Below are 17,012 nucleotides of genomic sequence, written 5' to 3' on the forward strand. Positions count from 1 at the left end.
AGGCGGTCGGCGGTTCGATCGGGGTGAAGTCGCGGAGCGAATTCAAGAGGTCGACGATGGCGGTGAGCAGTTCGACGTTCTCCAAGGATGTCATTGTTCTCCCTTAATCGAATGGCTATCCGTTTCGACGGCCGCCTTTATTCGACGCCGTCGTTCGCAACAGTAATGATCTGATAACAAACGCGCAAACAAAGTCCAAGAGAATTCGACCCATTTCTCAGATTGATTCGTCGAATGCGTTTTTGTACTGCATTTCGAATCATGGCAATTCGGTGTTTTCGTATCGAGAAATCGACCCTCGACCGCGTGAATCCGGCTTCTGTCCATACGCCGACCGGCTCGTCGCCGACACCTGATCCGAACCGCACCGTGACCAGTACGTGACACATGGTCTCTTGCGCACTGTCAGACTGGCATGGTGCAGAAGTTACTGATGAGGCGAATGAGACTGTTGGGACTGTTGGTGATCGCGGTGCTCGCCGCGATTGTCGGCGGCGCCGGGCAGTCGGTCGCCGCCCCAGAGACAACTACACCCGAGACATCCACGCCGGGGACGTCCACCACACCCAGTCCGGGAACGACGCCCGGGTCGGGCATGCCGCTGCTCGACGGCATTCTCGACCAGCTCGCCGGTGGGACCGGGTCGGACGACGGCACCGGCGGTGCCGGTGCACCCGGGGCGGGTGGGCCGACGAGCCAGATGATCGTGGTGACCGCGCCGAAGGCGTCCGACACCACCGCCACCCTGACGGCCTTCGACCGGGGCGCCGACGGCAGTTGGAAACCCGTCATCGGCCCGACGAAGGCCTACCTCGGTTCGCTGGGCATGGGCGAGCCGAAGGACAACGTCCACCGGACCCCGCAGGGCACCTTCCCGCTCGACCAGGCCTTCGGCCGTGCGGAGAATCCCGGGACCAAGATGCCGTATCGCAAGGTCGACCAGCAGGACTGGTGGGACTCGAACATGAAGTCGCCGACCTACAACACGCACGTGCGTCAGCCGCAGAGCCCCGGCGGGGACAGTGAGAACCTCTACAACTCCGGCCCGGTCTACGACTACGCGGTCAACATCGCGCACAACCCGCAACGCACCCCGGGGCGGGCGTCGGCGATGTTCCTCCACGTGACCAACGGTGAACCGACCATGGGCTGCGTCGCGATCGAACGCGAGCTGATGAAACAGATCCTCGTGTGGCTCGATCCGGCCAAGAACCCGAAGATCACCATCGGTGTCAACCAGGGTGCACCCGCAGGCGACGCGCCCGGAGCAACCCCTCAAACCGCTCCGGGCACGACGCCGGGGACGACGCCTCCCACCACCTCGGGCGTTCCGGGTGCCGACGTCCTGACCGGTCTGCTCTCGCAGCTCGTCGGCGTGGTTCCGGCCCTCTTCGGGCTCGGCGGTCAGGCGGGCTGATCGGTCCGGCCGGGCCGGGCGCGAACGTCGGACAAACTCATCCGGGCACATCGGCAGCCGGGGCACCACGTGGCCTCGGTGCCGGTGTGCCACCCGTTGACCCGGGCGAGATCGTCCAGATCGTCCAGATCGGACTGGCGGAGCGGCGTACGGATCGCGAACGCGCGTCCGCAACTACCGCAGTGCCGGTCGGAGGGGGAAGTCCCGGTTTCCACGAGTGCGGAAACAACTGTCATCTCGATGGATCTCTCTGTCACGGTTCGGGCGTCGGTCCGCACTCGTCCGAGAGCCCTCCCAGTCGGACGAGCGACCATTTCAGTGTCAGCTTATGTGATGTAGATCTCAAGAGTCGAATGACACATCGTTCGATCGACCCTCCGCGTGGCGCTTCAGCGTCGTCGGTCGCGGTTCGCGGTCTTCGCCGCGTACACCGCCGCTTGGGTCCGGCGCTCCATGCCGAGCCTGCCGAGCAGTCGCGAGACATAGTTCTTGACGGTCTTCTCGGCGAGATGCATCCGCGCGGCGATCTGCCGGTTGGTCAGGCCCTCGCCGAGAAGGGCCAGCAGCGTCCGATCCTGCTCGCTGAGTCCGTCGTCCGCCGGTTCCGCGGCGTCCTGCCGGGCGCGTAGCCGATCCATCAACGCCGCCGCGGCGCGGTTGTCGAGCAGAGACCGGCCGGCGCCCACCTCGGCGATCGCCCGCGCCAGTTCCATCCCGGTGATGTCCTTGATGACGTATCCGCTGGCCCCGGCCAGGATGGCGTCCATCATCGCCTCGTCGTCGGTCAGTGAGGTCAGCATGAGGCAACGCAGGCCGTCCACCCTGCTGAGGAGCTCACGGCACAATTCGATGCCGTTGCCGTCCGGAAGCCGGACGTCGAGCACGGCGACATCCGGAGACACCGCGGGAATGCGCGCGAGCGCCTGCGCGACGCTGGCGGCCTCGCCGACGACCTCCACGTCGGAAACGGAGTCGAGCAACTCGACGAGTCCCCGTCGGACGATTTCGTGGTCGTCCACCAGGAAAACCCTGATCATGCCGTCTCCCTCCGGATCGGACACCTGAATCGGATTGTAGGACGGGCCGGACGAATTAGACGAATGTGTGCAGGTCTAACCAAATGTCATCGCTCGTGTCCCAACCCGAGCGAAACCGCGTTCGAACCCGAAGTGCAGCACCCGGAAATGAACCTGACTATGATCCGGTACATGGTTTCCGAATTCTCGGAACTGGATCCGAGATCGCTCGAATTGCGGAAAGCGCTGTCGCAGATGCGTTTGCGCGAACTGCTCGACGAGGTCTCCGACCGGATCAGCCAGATCGCCGACGTACGCGATCAGACCGACGGGCTCCTGCAGGCGATGCTGGTCGTCAGTTCCGGACTCGATCTGGAAACCACCCTCGAATCGATCGTGGCGTCGGCGATCCGTCTCGTCGACGCCGAGTACGGGGCGCTGGGCGTGCTCGGGAGCGGGCATCATCTGTCCGCGTTCCTCTCCCAGGGCATCGACGCCGAGACCCGGGTACTCATCGGCGACCTGCCCACCGGCGGTGGCGTCCTCGGTCAGCTCATCGACCAGCCCGAGCTCCTGCGGTTGTCCGATTTGTCCGAGCACCCCGAATCGGTGGGTTTCCCCGCCAACCACCCGCCGATGACGAGTTTCCTGGGCACGCCGATCCGGGTCCGCGACGAGGTCTTCGGCAATCTCTATCTGACCGAGAAGAGGAACGGCGGCGTCTTCACCGAGGACGACGAGGTGGTCATCCAGGCGCTGGCGTCGGCCGCCGGTATCGCGATCGACAACGCCCGGCTCTACGCGCAGGCGCAGGACCAGCTGGCCTGGATCGAGGCCAACCGCGACGTGATGACAGAATTGCTCACCGGCGCCGACCATCAGGATGTCCTCGAGCAGATCGCGCGGAAGGTGCTGACCCTGGCCGATGCCGACCTGGTCTTCATCGCCGAGCCCCACGACACCGAAGAACCCGTGGAGCTCATCGACGAACTGGTGATCACGGTCGCCGAGGGAGAAGACGGACACGTCTTCCGCGGCCAGAGCATCCCCATCACCGGGTCGACCTCGGGGACGGCGTTCGTCCAGCGCCGGCCCGTGCTCCGGAATCACCTGGAATACGACGTCGGCGATTCGACGCGCTATGGGCCGGTCATGGCCGCCCCACTGCGCACCGTCGATTCCACACGGGGCGTGCTGATCGCCATGCGGGCCGACGGGCGGGAGCCGTTCGCCCGGGATCTCCTCGGACTGAGCGCCGACTTCGCCGACCAGGCCGCACTCGCGATGCAGCTGGCCACCGCGACGATGCAGGCCCACCACATGCGCGTGCTCGAAGACCGTGAGCGCATCGCGCGCGACCTCCACGATCACGTGATCCAGCGGATCTTCGCCGAGGGGCTCAGCCTGCAGGCGACGCTGCAGCGCACCCACTCACCCGATATCCGCTCGCGACTCACCCGGTCGATCAACAACCTCCAGGACATCGTCCAGGAGGTGCGCTCGACCATCTTCGACCTGCAGACCGAGGACATGACGGTCACGCGGTTGCGGCAGCGCGTGCAGGAGGTCATCGACCAGCAGATCGACGATCTGCCGATCCAGATGCACGTGCGGACCTCGGGTCCGCTGTCCGTGGTCGATCGCCCCTTGGCCGAGACCGTCGTCGCGGTGATACGCGAGGCGGTCAGCAACGTCGTGAAGCACGCCCGGGCCACGACGGTGACGGTGTCGATCACGGTCGCCGACGAGCTGGTCGTCGAGGTCATCGACAACGGCATCGGGCTGCCGGCGGACGTGACTCCGAGCGGTCTGGCCAACCTCGCGCTCCGGGCCGAGAAGGCCGGCGGGGCGTTCACGACGACCACGCCGCCGGGCGGCGGTCTCGCGCTGCGGTGGTCGGCGCAGCTCTAGTGGAGACACACCACTAGGGGGCATCCGCCTCGGCCGGTAGTCGCCATGCCGACATGCGCTCGGTCAGCCAGGCGACCGATTGGAGTCCGGTGAGCACGCCGAAGAGCACGAGCAGCCACACGGACAATCCGATGACCGCGCAGACGGCGAATGCGGCGAGGAAAGCGACGAGAACGGCCGAGAGAGTGATGACGGTCCCCCTGGGAGAGCTTGCTCCGAACGGTGTGCGGAGAAAATGACCCTCACACCATCCACCGACGGCGCGCCCGCCGGGAGGGGCCGAAGGTCACCGATCCGAGGGGCCAAGGAAACGTCGGGTCGTCGCCGCTGCCGCTGCTGATACGCGGCGGGTCGTGCCGACTCAGGCGGGCCGACCCCGTTTGAGCTCGAAGCCGGTCACATGACGGGGGTCGCCCTCTCGAGGCGCGGTCGCCATCTCGATCTGCGCCCGCGCCTGGTCGAGGACCGGGGTGTCCGGATCGAGGACGGAGAGGTAGCGGTCGTGGGCGGCGAGTGCTCGAACGGCCGCGTCGAGTTGTTCCTCGACCTCGACGCCGTGGGTCGCCGCCGGACCGCTCTCGAACAACCACGACGGCGGGGCTTCCAGGGCGTCGTAGGCCTCGAGGACCGCCGCGGCGAACTCTATGTGGTCGCGCTGGTTGGGCATGCCCGGCGCCCACTCGGGCCCACCGAAGAGCGAGACGATCACGTGAGGACGCACCCGTTCGACGGTCTCGGTGATCTTGTCCCGCAACTCCGGCACGTTGCGGATGTCACTGTCGGGGAACCCCCAGAACTCCACCTCGTCCACGCCGACGATCGACGCGGACGCGCGCTGCTCCGCTTCCCGCAGGGGGCCGCACTCGGCGGGTGGCAGACCTTCGATGCCCCGCTCGCCGCTGGAGGCCAGCGCGTAGACGACGCGGCGGCCCTCGCCGGTCCAGCGGGCGACGGCCGCCGACATCCCGTACTCGGGGTCGTCGGGGTGGGCGACGAGCACGAGCGCGGTCTGCCAGTCGGTGGGGAAGGGGAGCAGTTGCGCCGTCACGGTTGTCAGCGCTCCCGGTCGAGATTGGCCATCTTCAGCACGTCGAGCCGGGCGTCCAGTTCGTCCTCGGTCAGCTTGTCGCCGACCAGGCCGCGGTCGAGGACGGTCTCGCGGATGGTCTTGCCCTCCTTCAGCGCCTGCTTGGCGACGGCCGCTGCCTCCTCGTAGCCGATGGCGCTGTTGAGGGGGGTGACGATCGACGGCGAACTCTCCGCGAGCGTGCGCAACCGCTCGGTGTTGGCCTGCAGACCGGTAATACAGCGGTCGGCGAACAACCGCGAGACGTTCGCGAGCAGCTTCAGGGACTCGAGGACGTTGCGCGCCATCATCGGGATGTAGACGTTGAGTTCGAAGGCGCCGTTGCCGCCGCCCCAGGTGACTGCGGCGTCGTTGCCGATGACCTGCGCCGCCACCTGCGTGACAGCTTCGGGCAGAACGGGATTGACCTTGCCCGGCATGATGGAACTGCCCGGCTGCAGGTCGGGGAGCAGGATCTCGCCGAGCCCGGTGAGCGGACCCGAGCCCATCCAACGGACGTCGTTGGCGATCTTGGTCAGCGACACCGCGACGGTCTTCAACTGGCCGGAGAGTTCGACGAGCCCGTCACGGGCCGCCTGCGCCTCGAAGTTGTCCTTCGCGAGGGTGAGTGACTCGACGCCGGTGAGCGACACGAGTTCGGCGACCACCTTGGTGCCGAAGCCATCTGGCGCATTGAGGCCGGTGCCGACCGCGGTACCGCCGATGGGCAGTTCGCCGACGCGCGGGAGGGCGGCGGTGATGCGCTCGATGCCGGCCTCGACCTGACGCGCGTAACCGCCGAATTCCTGTCCGAGCGTGACCGGTACCGCGTCCATCAAATGCGTGCGCCCGCTCTTGACGACCTCACGCCATTCGGTTGCCTTGTCGGCCAACGTCTTCTGCAGATGTTCGAGCGCCGGGATCAGGTCGGTGACGGCGGCCTCGGTGGCGGCGACGTGCGTCGCCGTCGGGAAGGTGTCGTTGGACGACTGGGACATGTTGACGTGGTCGTTCGGATGCACCTCGACGCCGTTGGACTTGGCGATCGACGCGATGACCTCGTTGGTGTTCATGTTCGAGCTGGTGCCCGAACCGGTCTGGAACACGTCGATCGGGAACTGGTCGTCGTGGCGTCCGTCCGCGATCTCGGTGGCCGCGGCGACGATCGCGTCGGCCTTCTCCTTGTCGAGCAGACCGAGGTCGGCGTTGACGGTGGCGCAGGCCGCCTTCAGCAGTCCCATCGCCCGGATCTGGGTCCGTTCGAGGGGGCGTCCGCTGATCGGGAAGTTCTCCACGGCACGCTGCGTCTGTGCCCGCCACAGGGCGTCGACGGGTACCCGGACCTCGCCCATGGTGTCGTGCTCGATGCGGTATTGCTCGCCCTGCGCGTCGGTCTGTGTGTCCTCGGTCATCGGCGTGCCTACTCCTTCGATCGAATCCTTATGCCGCTCAGCGGGACGTTGACGGCCCCACTCGGGTCGGTGAAAAAGTCGTTGCCCTTGTCGTCAACGACGATGAAGGCGGGAAAATTCTCGACCTCGATCTTCCACACGGCCTCCATGCCGAGTTCGGGGTACTCGATGATCTCCTGGCTCTTGATGCAGTCGAGCGCGAGACGTGCCGCGGGCCCGCCGATGGAGCCGAGGTAGAAACCGCCGTGCGCGCCGCACGCCTCGGTGACCTGCTTGGATCGATTCCCCTTGGCCAGCATGACCATCGAGCCCCCGGCGGCCTGGAACTGCTCGACATAGCTGTCCATCCGGCCTGCCGTCGTCGGACCGAACGATCCGGAGGCCATGCCCTCGGGGGTCTTCGCCGGCCCCGCGTAGTAGACCGGGTGGTCGCGCAGGTAGTCGGGCATCGGTTCGCCCGCGTCGAGGCGTTCCTTGATCTTGGCGTGGGCGATGTCGCGCGCGACGACCAGCGGTCCGGTCAGCGAGAGGCGCGTCTTGACCGGATACTGCGAGAGTTGCGCGAGGATCTCCGGCATGGGTCGGTTGAGGTCGACCTCGACCACCTCGCCACCCGAGATGTCCTCGGCCACACCGGCTGCGGGCATGTAGCGGGCCGGATCGGTCTCGAGCTGCTCGAGGAAGACGCCGTCGGCGGTGATCTTGCCGAGGGCCTGACGGTCGGCCGAGCAGGAGACCGCGATCGCCACCGGGCACGACGCACCGTGGCGGGGCAGCCGGACCACGCGCACGTCGTGACAGAAGTACTTGCCGCCGAACTGCGCTCCGATGCCGAACGACTGGGTCAGCCGGAAGACCTCCTCCTCGAGCTCGAGATCGCGGAAACCGTGCGCCGACATCGAACCCTGCGTGGGCAGGTTGTCGAGGTAGTGCGCCGACGCGTACTTGGCGGTCTTGAGCGCGAATTCGGCTGAGGTGCCGCCGATCACGACGGCCAGGTGGTACGGCGGGCAGGCCGCGGTGCCCAGCGAGCGGATCTTCTCGTCGAGGAACTCCAGGATGCTCGTCGGGTTCAGGATCGCCTTCGTCTCCTGGAACAGGAACGACTTGTTGGCGCTGCCACCGCCCTTGGCCATGAACAGGAACTTGTACTCCGGACCCTTGGGCCCCTGCTCGGTGGCGTAGATCTCGATCTGGGCGGGCAGGTTCGAGCCGGTGTTCTTCTCCTCGTACGTCGTCAGCGGGGCGAGCTGCGAGTACCGCAGGTTGAGCTGCGTGTAGGCGTCGTAGACACCGCGGGAGATGGCCTCGGCGTCGTCGGTGCCGGTCAGGACCCCTTCGCTCTTCTTGCCCATCACGATGGCGGTGCCGGTGTCCTGGCACATCGGCAGCACGCCGCCGGCTGAGATGTTGACGTTCTTCAGCAGGTCAAGGGCGACGAACCGGTCGTTGCCCGAGGCCTCCGGGTCGTCGATGATCTTGCGCAACTGCGCGAGATGAGCCGGGCGGAGATAGTGGCTGATGTCGTGCATGGCCTCCGCGGTGAGCCTCCGGATGGCCTCCGGGTCGACCTTCAGGAAGGTCCGACCGTCGACGGAGAACGTGGACACACCCTCGGTCGTGACCAACCGGTACGGGGTCTCGTCGGCGCCGGTCGGGAGCAGATCGGAGTAGAGAAACTCGGGGGCTGAGGCTGGTTTACTCACGGACCGCATCGTATCGCCCACGACATCGGCCCCACGCCAGAGGTTGACTCGTGAAGTCACCGGTGTTGGTGTGGGGCCGATGTCGTGTCTCAGAGATCGATTCGGGAGTAGCCGCGAAGCTTGGCCGGCTTGTGGACGGCCTCGATGCGGCGGACGGTGCCGGACTTCGAGCGCATCACCAGCGACCGGGTCGTCGCGCCATTGGGCCGGTAGGTGACGCCGCGCAGCATGTCGCCGTTGGTGACCCCGGTGGCGCAGAAGAAGGCGTTCTCGCCGCTCACCAGGATGTCGTTGGTCAGCACCCGGTCCAGGTCGTGGCCGGCATCGATGGCCTTCTGGCGCTCTTCGTCGTTGCGCGGCCACAGCTTGCCCTGGATCTCGCCGCCCATGCACTTCATCGCGACGGCGGTGATGATGCCCTCGGGAGTGCCGCCGACGCCCATCAGCATGTCGACGGTGGAGTAGTCGTCGGCGGCGGCGACCGCACCGGCGACGTCGCCGTCGGAGATGAGGCGGATCTTGGCGCCGGCCTGCCGGATCTCACCGATGAGATCGGCATGACGAGGACGGTCGAGGACGATCACGGTCAGATCGGCGACGTCGATGCCCTTCGCCTTCGCGACCGAGTTGATGTTCCACTCGACGGACTCGTTGATGTTGATGGCGCCCTTGGCCTCGGGCCCGACGGCGATCTTGTCCATGTAGAAGACCGCCGACGGGTCGTACATCGTGCCGCGCTCGCTGACCGCGATCACCGAGATCGAGTTGGGGCGGCCCTCCGCCATCAGCGTGGTGCCGTCGATGGGATCCACGGCGACGTCACAGTCGGGGCCTTCGCCGTTGCCCACCTCTTCGCCGTTGTAGAGCATCGGCGCCTCGTCCTTCTCGCCCTCTCCGATGACCACGACACCGCGCATCGAGACCGACGACAACAGTTCGCGCATCGCGTCGACCGCCGCGCCGTCGCCGCCGTTCTTGTCGCCACGACCGACCCAACGACCGGCCGCGAGTGCAGCCGACTCGGTCACGCGGACCAACTCCATCGCGAGGTTGCGGTCCGGGGCCTGATGGGTGCTGACGGTCATGGGCAATCGACTCCTCTGTTCGGCGCGGGTCGACTCCAGCGGCGCCGAGTGATGGTGGCGGTGGTCTCGACCACCATCCTTGCATGTCACACCGGGCATTCGGTCAGTGACCCTGCTGGTGGGATACTCGGCGCCATGGCTGACAAACCCCGCATTCTGAACAACGGCAAGGACATGTTCTGGTCGTTGGTCCCGTTGCTCGCGCTGTGTGCGCTGGTGGCGATCGCGTCGGGGAACTGCTCGATCGGGGCCTCCAAAGACGTGGCCGACAGCAAGCTGCCGCCGTTCGACGTGGTCAGCGCATTGAACGCCGACGCCGCCCAGCTCCCGTTCCCGATCCGCCGCCCGCCTACGCCGGAGGGCTGGCGGCCCAACTCCGGTTCGTCGGACGCGATCGAGGGGCACCGGGTCAGCACGGTGGGATGGCTCAGCAGCGACGGCGCCTACGTCCAGCTCAGTCAGTCCGATGCGCCCGAGGACGTGTTCGTCCCCTACCTCGGCGGCGGCAGCGGGGGTGATTTCGCCGACATCTCCGGTACCGGTACGCGCCAGGCGGGCGGGCGGCAGTGGGTGACCTACGAGACGTCGGAGGGCAAGCGGTTCTGGATCACCGATCTGGGCAAGGTACGCATCGCGGTCCTGTCGCGCGGCAGCGACGCCGACATCGAGACGATCGCGTCATCGGTCGTCGCCCAGCAGCCGCTGCAATTGGGGTAGCGCACTACTCGTGAGAACCCGGCCCGCGGTTCCTAGCGTCTTCGGCAGGAGGCGCTCATGGATGGGGGATCGGGGTTCGGCTTGCACCTCGTGTGGGCCAGGCTCGTGCTCGTCGCGGTCCTCGTGCTGCTCGTGGTGACCGTTCCGGTGCAACAGGCGGGCGCCATCGATGCGCCGACCGACCCGCGATCCGGGGCCGCGACCGCATCCGGTCTTCCGTACATCGTCGGGCCGCCTCCGGATTCCGCTGTGGGGCGGCCGCTTTCCTCCTCATCGAGGGGTGGGGAGGATCGTCGGCCGGTCCTCGCGCGGGCCGGTGCGCGACCGACCGCCGAGCACACGCGCATCAGTGTTCTCGACCGCGAGGCGCTCACCCGGTTCGACTGATCGGTCTCAGTCGTCCTCGGGGTCATCGGGGTCGGAGCCGGTGCTGATGACCGCCTCGATGCGCTCGCGGGCACCGCGCAGGTGCTCCTCGCAGCGGGTCGCGAGGGCCTCGCCACGCTCCCAGAGCGCCAGCGAGGCGTCGAGGTCGAGTCCGCCGTGCTCGAGGGTGGTGACGATCTCGGCGAGTTCGTCGCGTGCTTCCTCGTAGCCGAGTTCCTCGATCGGAGTGGATGATTCGTCGGTGCTCACGCATTTCCTCCGTGTTCCGGCATGGTCGTGGGTTCGTCGACCCGGGCGGTTGCGGCGCCGTCGGCGACCCGGATGCGCAGGGGTGCACCCGCCGGCAGGTCCGCGAGCGTGCCGACCACATGAGGCGGGTCGGTGTCGGTGCGCTGTACCACCGCGTAGCCGCGCGCCAGGGTCTGCGCGGGACCGAGTGTCGACAGGCGCGCGCCGAGATGGTCGGTACGTCGTTCCTCGGAGTCGATGTGGCGCAACACATCTCGGCGCAAGGCGCGGACCAGCTCGGCCACTTGCCCGGCTTCGGAGTCCACGAGCACCCCGGGACGGGCGAGCACCGGGCGCGCCCGCAGCGCGGCGACGACGCCGGACTCGCGGCGCACCCAGTTGCGCAGGGCCTGCGCGCTGCGTCGACGCAGATCCGCGATGCCCGCGAGTTCGGCCTCGACGTCGGGAACGACCCGTTTCGCCGCATCGGTCGGAGTGGCGGCACGCAGATCCGCGACGAGATCGAGCAGTGGATTGTCCGGTTCGTGCCCGATCGCGCTGACGACCGGGGTCCGGCACCGCGACACCGCGCGCAGCAACGCCTCGTCGGAGAACGGGAGCAGGTCTTCTACGCTGCCGCCGCCGCGCGCGATGATGATGACCTCGACATCGGGGTGGGCATCGAGGTCGGCCAGGTGGGTCAGGATGCGGGCGACCGCCGTCGGCCCCTGCACGGGGGCCTCGCGGATGTCGAAGCGCACGTTCGACCATCGAGCGGTGGCGACACTCACGACGTCGTGCTGCGCTGCGCTCGCGCGGCCACTGATCAGGCCGACGGCGCGCGGCAGGAACGGCAGCGGCCGTTTGAGCCGTGAATCGAAGAGGCCCTCGGCGGCCATGAGCTGCCGCAGCCGTTCGATGCGCAGCAACAGCTCGCCGATGCCCACGGCCCGGATCTCGCTGACCCGCAGCGACACCGTGCCGCGCCCGGTGTAGTAACTCGGCCGGCCCAGGACCACCACGGAGCTGCCGTCCGTCAGCGGGACCTCGGTGCGTGCCAGCAGGTCGGGGCTGCACGTCACCGAGATCGAGATGTCGGCAGCGGGGTCGCGCAGGGTGAGGAACGCGGTGCGGGTCCCCGGCCGCCGGCTGATCTGGGTGACCTGTCCTTCGACCCAGATCTGTCCGAGCCGATGGATCCAGTCGGCGATCTTGGTGTTCACCGTCCGGACCGGCCAGGGATGCTCGGCCGAGTTCGGTGACGAGGAACGTCGCGGTGTGTCGCTCGTGTCGGCCCCGGTCACGCTTCGGTGGAGCGCTTGTTCTGCGCGGCGATCCGGTTCTCGAGCATCGTCACGAACGGCGCGCGGTCGCGGCGGGATTTCTCATAGTCGACGAGCGCGATCAGGTCCTCGACGGCGACCGACCGCAGGCGGGCCCGGAGTTGCGCGAGGGTGAGGGTGTCGTAGTCGATGAGCTCGACGATCTCGGGCCCGGAGCCGTCGGCGGAACCCACCGCCTCGGTGCCCGGCACCTCGGCCGCGACGACCTCGTCGGGGGTCGAGCTGTACAGCGCGAACCGCCCGGCATCGGCGCGCGGCGGTGCGGCGAGATCGGCGTCGGCGGCCGCCTCCTCGATCTCCTCGTCGATGGTCGTGGGCGACGGGGTCGTCGCGGCGGCCTTCGGCTTCTCGTCCTGCACAGACGTATCGGTGGTCTCCGCGGGCGCGGTGGGCGCGACCGGGTCGGGACCCGCTGCGTCGTCCTCGTCGAAACGTGCCCACTCGGGCTGTTCGTCGGGCCGGTCGAAGAGCATCTCCAGGGCGGCGTCGCCCTTGATGGCCAGTTCGGCGATGTTCTGTTGCGCCCGCATACCGGCCTGGAGGGTCTGGCTGATGGCGGTCATCGGCAACGTGATGAGCAGCGCCGGGAGTTTCCGTGTCTCCTCGAGGGCGGTGACGATCAGACCTGCGGCTATCCGGGCGGGGTACGGTGCGCGATCCATGCCAACACTCTGCCATCACGGGCAACGCCGCGTAACCCGTACCCTGGGAAGCATGTCTGAGACGAAGCGTGTCCTGCTCGCCGAACCCCGCGGCTACTGCGCTGGTGTGGACCGTGCGGTGGAGACGGTCGAGCGTGCCCTCGACAAGCACGGCGCTCCCGTCTACGTGCGCAAGGAGATCGTGCACAACCGGCACGTCGTGGAGACCCTGGCCGAGCGCGGGGCGATCTTCGTCGGCGAGACCGACGAGGTGCCCGAGGGCGCGCTGGTCGTGTTCTCCGCGCACGGGGTGTCCCCGCTGGTGCACCAGACCGCCGCCGAGCGCAACCTGCGCACCATCGACGCCACGTGTCCGCTGGTCACGAAGGTCCATCAAGAGGCGAAGCGATTCGCGCGCGACGACTACGACATCCTCCTGATCGGCCATGAGGGCCACGAGGAAGTCGAGGGCACCGCCGGCGAGGCCCCACAGCACATCCAGCTCGTCGACGGTCCCGACAGCGTGGACGCGGTCGAGGTCCGTGACGAGTCGAAGCTCGTCTGGTTGTCGCAGACCACCCTGTCCGTCGACGAGACCATGGAGACGGTCCGTCGACTCCGCGAGAAGTTCCCGCTGCTCAACGACCCGCCCAGCGACGACATCTGCTACGCCACCCAGAACCGGCAGGTCGCGGTCAAGGCGATGGCTCCCGAATGCGACCTGGTGATCGTCGTCGGATCGCAGAACTCCTCGAACTCGGTGCGCCTCGTCGAGGTGGCCCTGCAGGCCGGCGCGAAGGCAGGCCACCTGGTCGATTACGCCCGTGAGATCGACGACTCGTGGCTCGACGGTGTGACGACGGTCGGGGTCACCTCTGGCGCGTCGGTGCCCGAGGTGCTGGTCCGCGGGGTTCTCGACTACCTGGCCGAACGCGGCTACGGCACGGTCGAGACGGTCAACACGGCCAACGAGACGCTGACCTTCGCGCTCCCGCGCGAGCTGCGCCCCGCACGTTCGTCCAACTGACCTCGGGCCACGATCCGGCGTCGACAGATCAGAACTCGTCCGGGTCGAGCTTGCGCACCCGTCGGTGGGGTAGTGCGATCGCGAGGACGGCGGCGATGACGATCGCCGCGACGGCGCTGCCGATGATCGCGACGTTGCGCGCGGAATTGTCCGGTGGCTGCGCCACGGGAGGTGCGGCGATGGGCGCCGAGGCCCGGTCCGGCTGCTGATCGGCCGGCAGCTCGGCGGTCAGGGCGGCGACCGGATCGATGACACCGTGTCCGATCCGCTGGTCGCGCCCGGTTCCCGGGGAGTGGGCGGTGGCGATGATGCGGTCCATCACCTCGCGCGCGGTCAGATCCGGGAAGCGGGCCCGGATCAGCGCGGCGGTGCCCGCGACGTACGGCGCGGCGAAACTCGTGCCGATCAAGGGCACCGGCCCGCCGTCGCTCTGCTGGGCCGACGCCAGCCGGTTCGAACCGCGCTTGCTGTTCAGGCTCACGATGTCGGTGCCCGGCGCCGCGACGCTCACCCACGGGCCGTGCAGGCTGAAGTCGCTCGGCGAGCCGGTGTCGGCGTCCACCGAGCCGACCGTCAGAACGTACGGCGAGTACCAGGCGGGACTGGCGACGGTCGCCACCGACCGCCATCCGTTGGGGTCGTCGGCGGCGGGAGCCGGATTCTGGTTCTGGCAGGCGCCGTCGCGCGTCAGGTTGCCGGCTGCCACGACGACCACGACGTTCCGGTCATAGGCGTGCCGGATGGCCGCACCCAGCGCCCGGTCGTCGACCGAATCCGCCGCCGACGCGCACGCCACCTCGGAGATGTTGATGACGGTGGCGCGTAGATCGACCGCGCGCACGATGGCGTGCGCCAGCGTCCGGACGGACCCGTAACCCGAGCCGACCACCGGCGCGGCGTCGTCCCGGGCGCGGTCGTTCTTCTTCTGGAAAGCGCTGCTGGACTGGCGGATCGCGATGATCGATGCCGCGGGCGCGACGCCGGCGAACGCGTCGGCGGTGCTGGGCCGGGCGGCGATGATCCCGGCGACCAGGGTGCCGTGGGCGTCGCAGTCGTCGAGTCCGTTGCCGCCCGAGACGTAATCGCCACCGGCGACGACGCGACCGAGCCGCGGATGGGGCGTCACCCCGGTGTCGATGACGGCCACCCGCTGACCCTGTCCGCGACTGAACCGCCACGCCTCCGGGAGATTCATCATCGCCTGCGCCGCGGTCGGTTTCGTCACGGTGCGCGTCAGTTCCGGGATGTTGCACAGGTGCCGCTGCTCGGTCGGTTCGAGCGGGGCGACCGGGGCCGACCGGACGAGGGCGCCGGGATCGATCCGAGGCGGGGTGACCGCCGCAGCGGGCGTCGCCGAGGCCCCGACGAGTGCCGCGACGAGGGTCGTCGCGAATACTCCGGCACCACGGACACGGTTGTCGCGCATCAGATCTCGCGGACCATTCGGTACAGGTCGAGCAGCCACAACAGCAGGGGCACAATGAGGGCGACGAGGATGTACTCGCCGATCTCGGCCCACCGACGCATCACGGGTGAGAAGTCCTGGTTCGGTGCGACGACCCCGAAGACGAGGGCGCCGATCACCACGAGGATGCCGAGGGCGAAACCGATCACCGGCCACTGATCGTCGCCGAACGCGAGACCGGTGATCAGGGTGATCACCACGAGCGATCCGCCGATGACGAGGATTCCCGCCTGGAACAGGTCGCTGTGAGAGCGGCCCCGCAGACACAGCACGACGCCGATGATCGCGGCGTAGACGGCGTTGCGCCATTCGAACCCGGCGAGCGGGGCGGCGGTGAGCACGGCCGCGATGGCGGTGACGACGGTGAGCCCGCCGACGATGCCGGTCAGGTACGCGTTGGCGAGGTAGGAACGCCGTTCCAGCGCATCGGCTTTGGGAAGGGCGGTCGCGCCGATCGCCCCGATGCCCTCGATGGCCGGGCGCGGCTCGATGTCCTTGACGTCGATGGCGGCACCCGCGGTCGGCACCGGGGGCAGCGGCAGTTTCGCGAGCAGGATCGTCGTGCGGGGAGCCAGACCGATGCACAGCAGGCCGACCGCGGCGATGACGGCGGCGACATCGGCCACCGGCGCATCGATGAGGAGTCGCGCCCCACAACCGGTGGCGCCGAGCAGCGCCGCGCTGGTCACGGCGCTGTGTGCGGTCGCCCCGGCCGCGGTCATCCGGTAGCTGACCACGGCGGCGACGAGGGTGAAGGCGAAGCCCAGGGTGAGGTGTGCGGCGCCGTATGACCCGGGCGTCACGATCATCCCGGTCACGAAGGCCATCGGCGCGGCACACAGGGACAGCACCGTCGAACTCTGCTCGTCGCGGTAGTAGCGGGACACGATCGTCGAGGCGGTGACGAATCCGACGACCGCCAGCCCGGACAACCCGGCGAACCACAGGGCGCCGGTGCCGGAGCGGACGGCGGCCAGGGACGCCGCCGCCGCGACCGCGGCGACGAGTGCCAGGGCGTAACCGACCTTGCGGGCGGACGCCGCGGTCCAGTCGACGAACTGCGATTCGTTCAATCGGGCGACAGCGTCGACCACGTCGTCGAACAGCACCGGGGACTCCCCGGTTCGCGTGGAGGTCAACAGCAGCAGATCGCCGTCACGGATACCCGACTCCGACAGCGACCGGTGCAGGGGCAGCGGGTCCTGTCCGACGAGCGCGAGCGTCCACTTGTTCTGCCGGTCGTGCGGTCGGCCGGGATTGCGGGCGTCGGCATCCGGGTCGTCGGGGTCCGACCTCGTGGGATTGCGCGATTCGATCTGGGCGACAAGGTCACCGATGAGTCCGGCGATGGGGATGCCCGCCGGCAGTCCGACGTCGAGCTGGGTGTTGCCGCCCAGCACGGACACCCGTACGAGTTGCGGCTCGACGGCCCCCTCACCCCGCCGGCGGTCCCCGGTGTCCGCGTCGGCAGCGGTGGCCGGGTACCCCGGTGCGAATCCGTCCACAGACGACATCAGGTCAATCCTCCCCCTAGATTCAGCAGCTAACATAGCCAACCGCGGCGGGTTCGACCGCCCGGGGATACACAGCG

At 68.2% G+C, this 17,012-nt stretch carries 15 protein-coding genes; 5 read left to right on the forward strand and 10 right to left on the reverse strand.

The features are described 5' to 3' along the window. Positions 1-442: 442 nt before the first annotated feature. Positions 443-1,417, forward strand: a complete 975-nt coding sequence (locus tag M4D77_RS15055) for a L,D-transpeptidase (protein ID WP_259936579.1) — start codon at positions 443-445, stop codon at positions 1,415-1,417. Positions 1,418-1,806: 389 nt separating this feature from the next. On the opposite strand, the gene M4D77_RS15060 is transcribed toward M4D77_RS15055, so the two are convergent. Next, entirely contained in the window at positions 1,807-2,454 is a 648-nt protein-coding gene (locus M4D77_RS15060) for a response regulator transcription factor (RefSeq protein ID WP_068970176.1), read from the reverse strand. Positions 2,455-2,625: 171 nt separating this feature from the next. Between M4D77_RS15060 and M4D77_RS15065 the strand changes: the two genes are divergently transcribed. After that, a complete protein-coding gene (locus tag M4D77_RS15065; protein WP_259936581.1) occupies positions 2,626-4,344 on the forward strand; it encodes a GAF domain-containing sensor histidine kinase in 1,719 nt (572 codons plus the stop codon). Between the two features lie 361 nt (positions 4,345-4,705). On the opposite strand, the gene M4D77_RS15070 is transcribed toward M4D77_RS15065, so the two are convergent. The 4 genes from M4D77_RS15070 to glpX all read right to left on the reverse strand — a co-directional run bounded on the left by M4D77_RS15070 (position 4,706) and on the right by glpX (position 9,613). Then, positions 4,706-5,392, reverse strand: a complete 687-nt coding sequence (locus tag M4D77_RS15070; protein WP_259936582.1) for a PIG-L deacetylase family protein — start codon at positions 5,390-5,392, stop codon at positions 4,706-4,708. Between the two features lie 5 nt (positions 5,393-5,397). Then, on the reverse strand, positions 5,398-6,822 hold the full coding sequence (locus tag M4D77_RS15075; RefSeq protein ID WP_159370447.1) for a class II fumarate hydratase: 1,425 nt from the start codon (positions 6,820-6,822) through the stop codon (positions 5,398-5,400). Between the two features lie 8 nt (positions 6,823-6,830). Continuing rightward, the gene (locus tag M4D77_RS15080) at positions 6,831-8,528 is read right to left on the reverse strand and encodes a fumarate hydratase (RefSeq protein WP_311199325.1); all 1,698 of its coding nucleotides are present in this window, start codon (positions 8,526-8,528) and stop codon (positions 6,831-6,833) included. Between the two features lie 89 nt (positions 8,529-8,617). Beyond that, positions 8,618-9,613, reverse strand: coding sequence for a class II fructose-bisphosphatase (gene glpX / locus M4D77_RS15085; RefSeq protein WP_065629922.1), 996 nt, complete (start codon positions 9,611-9,613; stop codon positions 8,618-8,620). Between the two features lie 135 nt (positions 9,614-9,748). Here glpX and M4D77_RS15090 point away from each other — a divergent pair, with 135 nt between their 5' ends. Together M4D77_RS15090 and M4D77_RS15095 are read left to right on the forward strand one after the other, a co-directional pair. Next, positions 9,749-10,330, forward strand: coding sequence for a DUF4245 domain-containing protein (locus M4D77_RS15090; protein WP_068970157.1), 582 nt, complete (start codon positions 9,749-9,751; stop codon positions 10,328-10,330). 57 nt (positions 10,331-10,387) lie between these two features. Continuing rightward, on the forward strand, positions 10,388-10,717 hold the full coding sequence (locus M4D77_RS15095; RefSeq protein ID WP_058250719.1) for a hypothetical protein: 330 nt from the start codon (positions 10,388-10,390) through the stop codon (positions 10,715-10,717). Positions 10,718-10,723: 6 nt separating this feature from the next. On the opposite strand, the gene M4D77_RS15100 is transcribed toward M4D77_RS15095, so the two are convergent. The 3 genes from M4D77_RS15100 to M4D77_RS15110 are packed head-to-tail and all read right to left on the reverse strand — an operon-like array spanning position 10,724 to position 12,950. Next, positions 10,724-10,966 (reverse strand): exodeoxyribonuclease VII small subunit, encoded by a 243-nt coding sequence (locus M4D77_RS15100; protein ID WP_068970159.1) that lies wholly within the window; start codon positions 10,964-10,966, stop codon positions 10,724-10,726. Next, the gene (xseA, locus tag M4D77_RS15105; protein ID WP_068970160.1) at positions 10,963-12,249 is read right to left on the reverse strand and encodes an exodeoxyribonuclease VII large subunit; all 1,287 of its coding nucleotides are present in this window, start codon (positions 12,247-12,249) and stop codon (positions 10,963-10,965) included. The genes M4D77_RS15100 and xseA overlap by 4 nt, the downstream gene beginning before the upstream one ends. Continuing rightward, positions 12,246-12,950, reverse strand: coding sequence for a lipid droplet-associated protein (locus M4D77_RS15110; RefSeq protein WP_259936584.1), 705 nt, complete (start codon positions 12,948-12,950; stop codon positions 12,246-12,248). Before M4D77_RS15110 ends, xseA begins: the two co-directional genes overlap by 4 nt. 52 nt (positions 12,951-13,002) lie before the next feature. On the opposite strand from M4D77_RS15110, the gene M4D77_RS15115 reads away from it, so the two are divergent. Continuing rightward, positions 13,003-13,956, forward strand: a complete 954-nt coding sequence (locus M4D77_RS15115) for a 4-hydroxy-3-methylbut-2-enyl diphosphate reductase (protein ID WP_259936585.1) — start codon at positions 13,003-13,005, stop codon at positions 13,954-13,956. A 28-nt stretch (positions 13,957-13,984) separates the two neighbouring features. Here M4D77_RS15115 and mycP read toward each other — a convergent pair whose 3' ends face one another. Together mycP and eccD are read right to left on the reverse strand one after the other, a co-directional pair. Next, positions 13,985-15,382: a type VII secretion-associated serine protease mycosin gene (mycP, locus tag M4D77_RS15120; protein WP_259936586.1), complete on the reverse strand. Its 1,398-nt coding sequence runs from the start codon at positions 15,380-15,382 to the stop codon at positions 13,985-13,987. Beyond that, the gene (eccD, locus tag M4D77_RS15125; protein WP_259936587.1) at positions 15,382-16,935 is read right to left on the reverse strand and encodes a type VII secretion integral membrane protein EccD; all 1,554 of its coding nucleotides are present in this window, start codon (positions 16,933-16,935) and stop codon (positions 15,382-15,384) included. The genes mycP and eccD overlap by 1 nt, the downstream gene beginning before the upstream one ends. Between the last annotated feature and the right edge of the window lie 77 nt (positions 16,936-17,012).

The organism is Gordonia sp. p3-SID1431, assembly GCF_025143765.1.
Classification (GTDB): Bacteria; Actinomycetota; Actinomycetes; order Mycobacteriales; family Mycobacteriaceae; genus Gordonia; species Gordonia hongkongensis.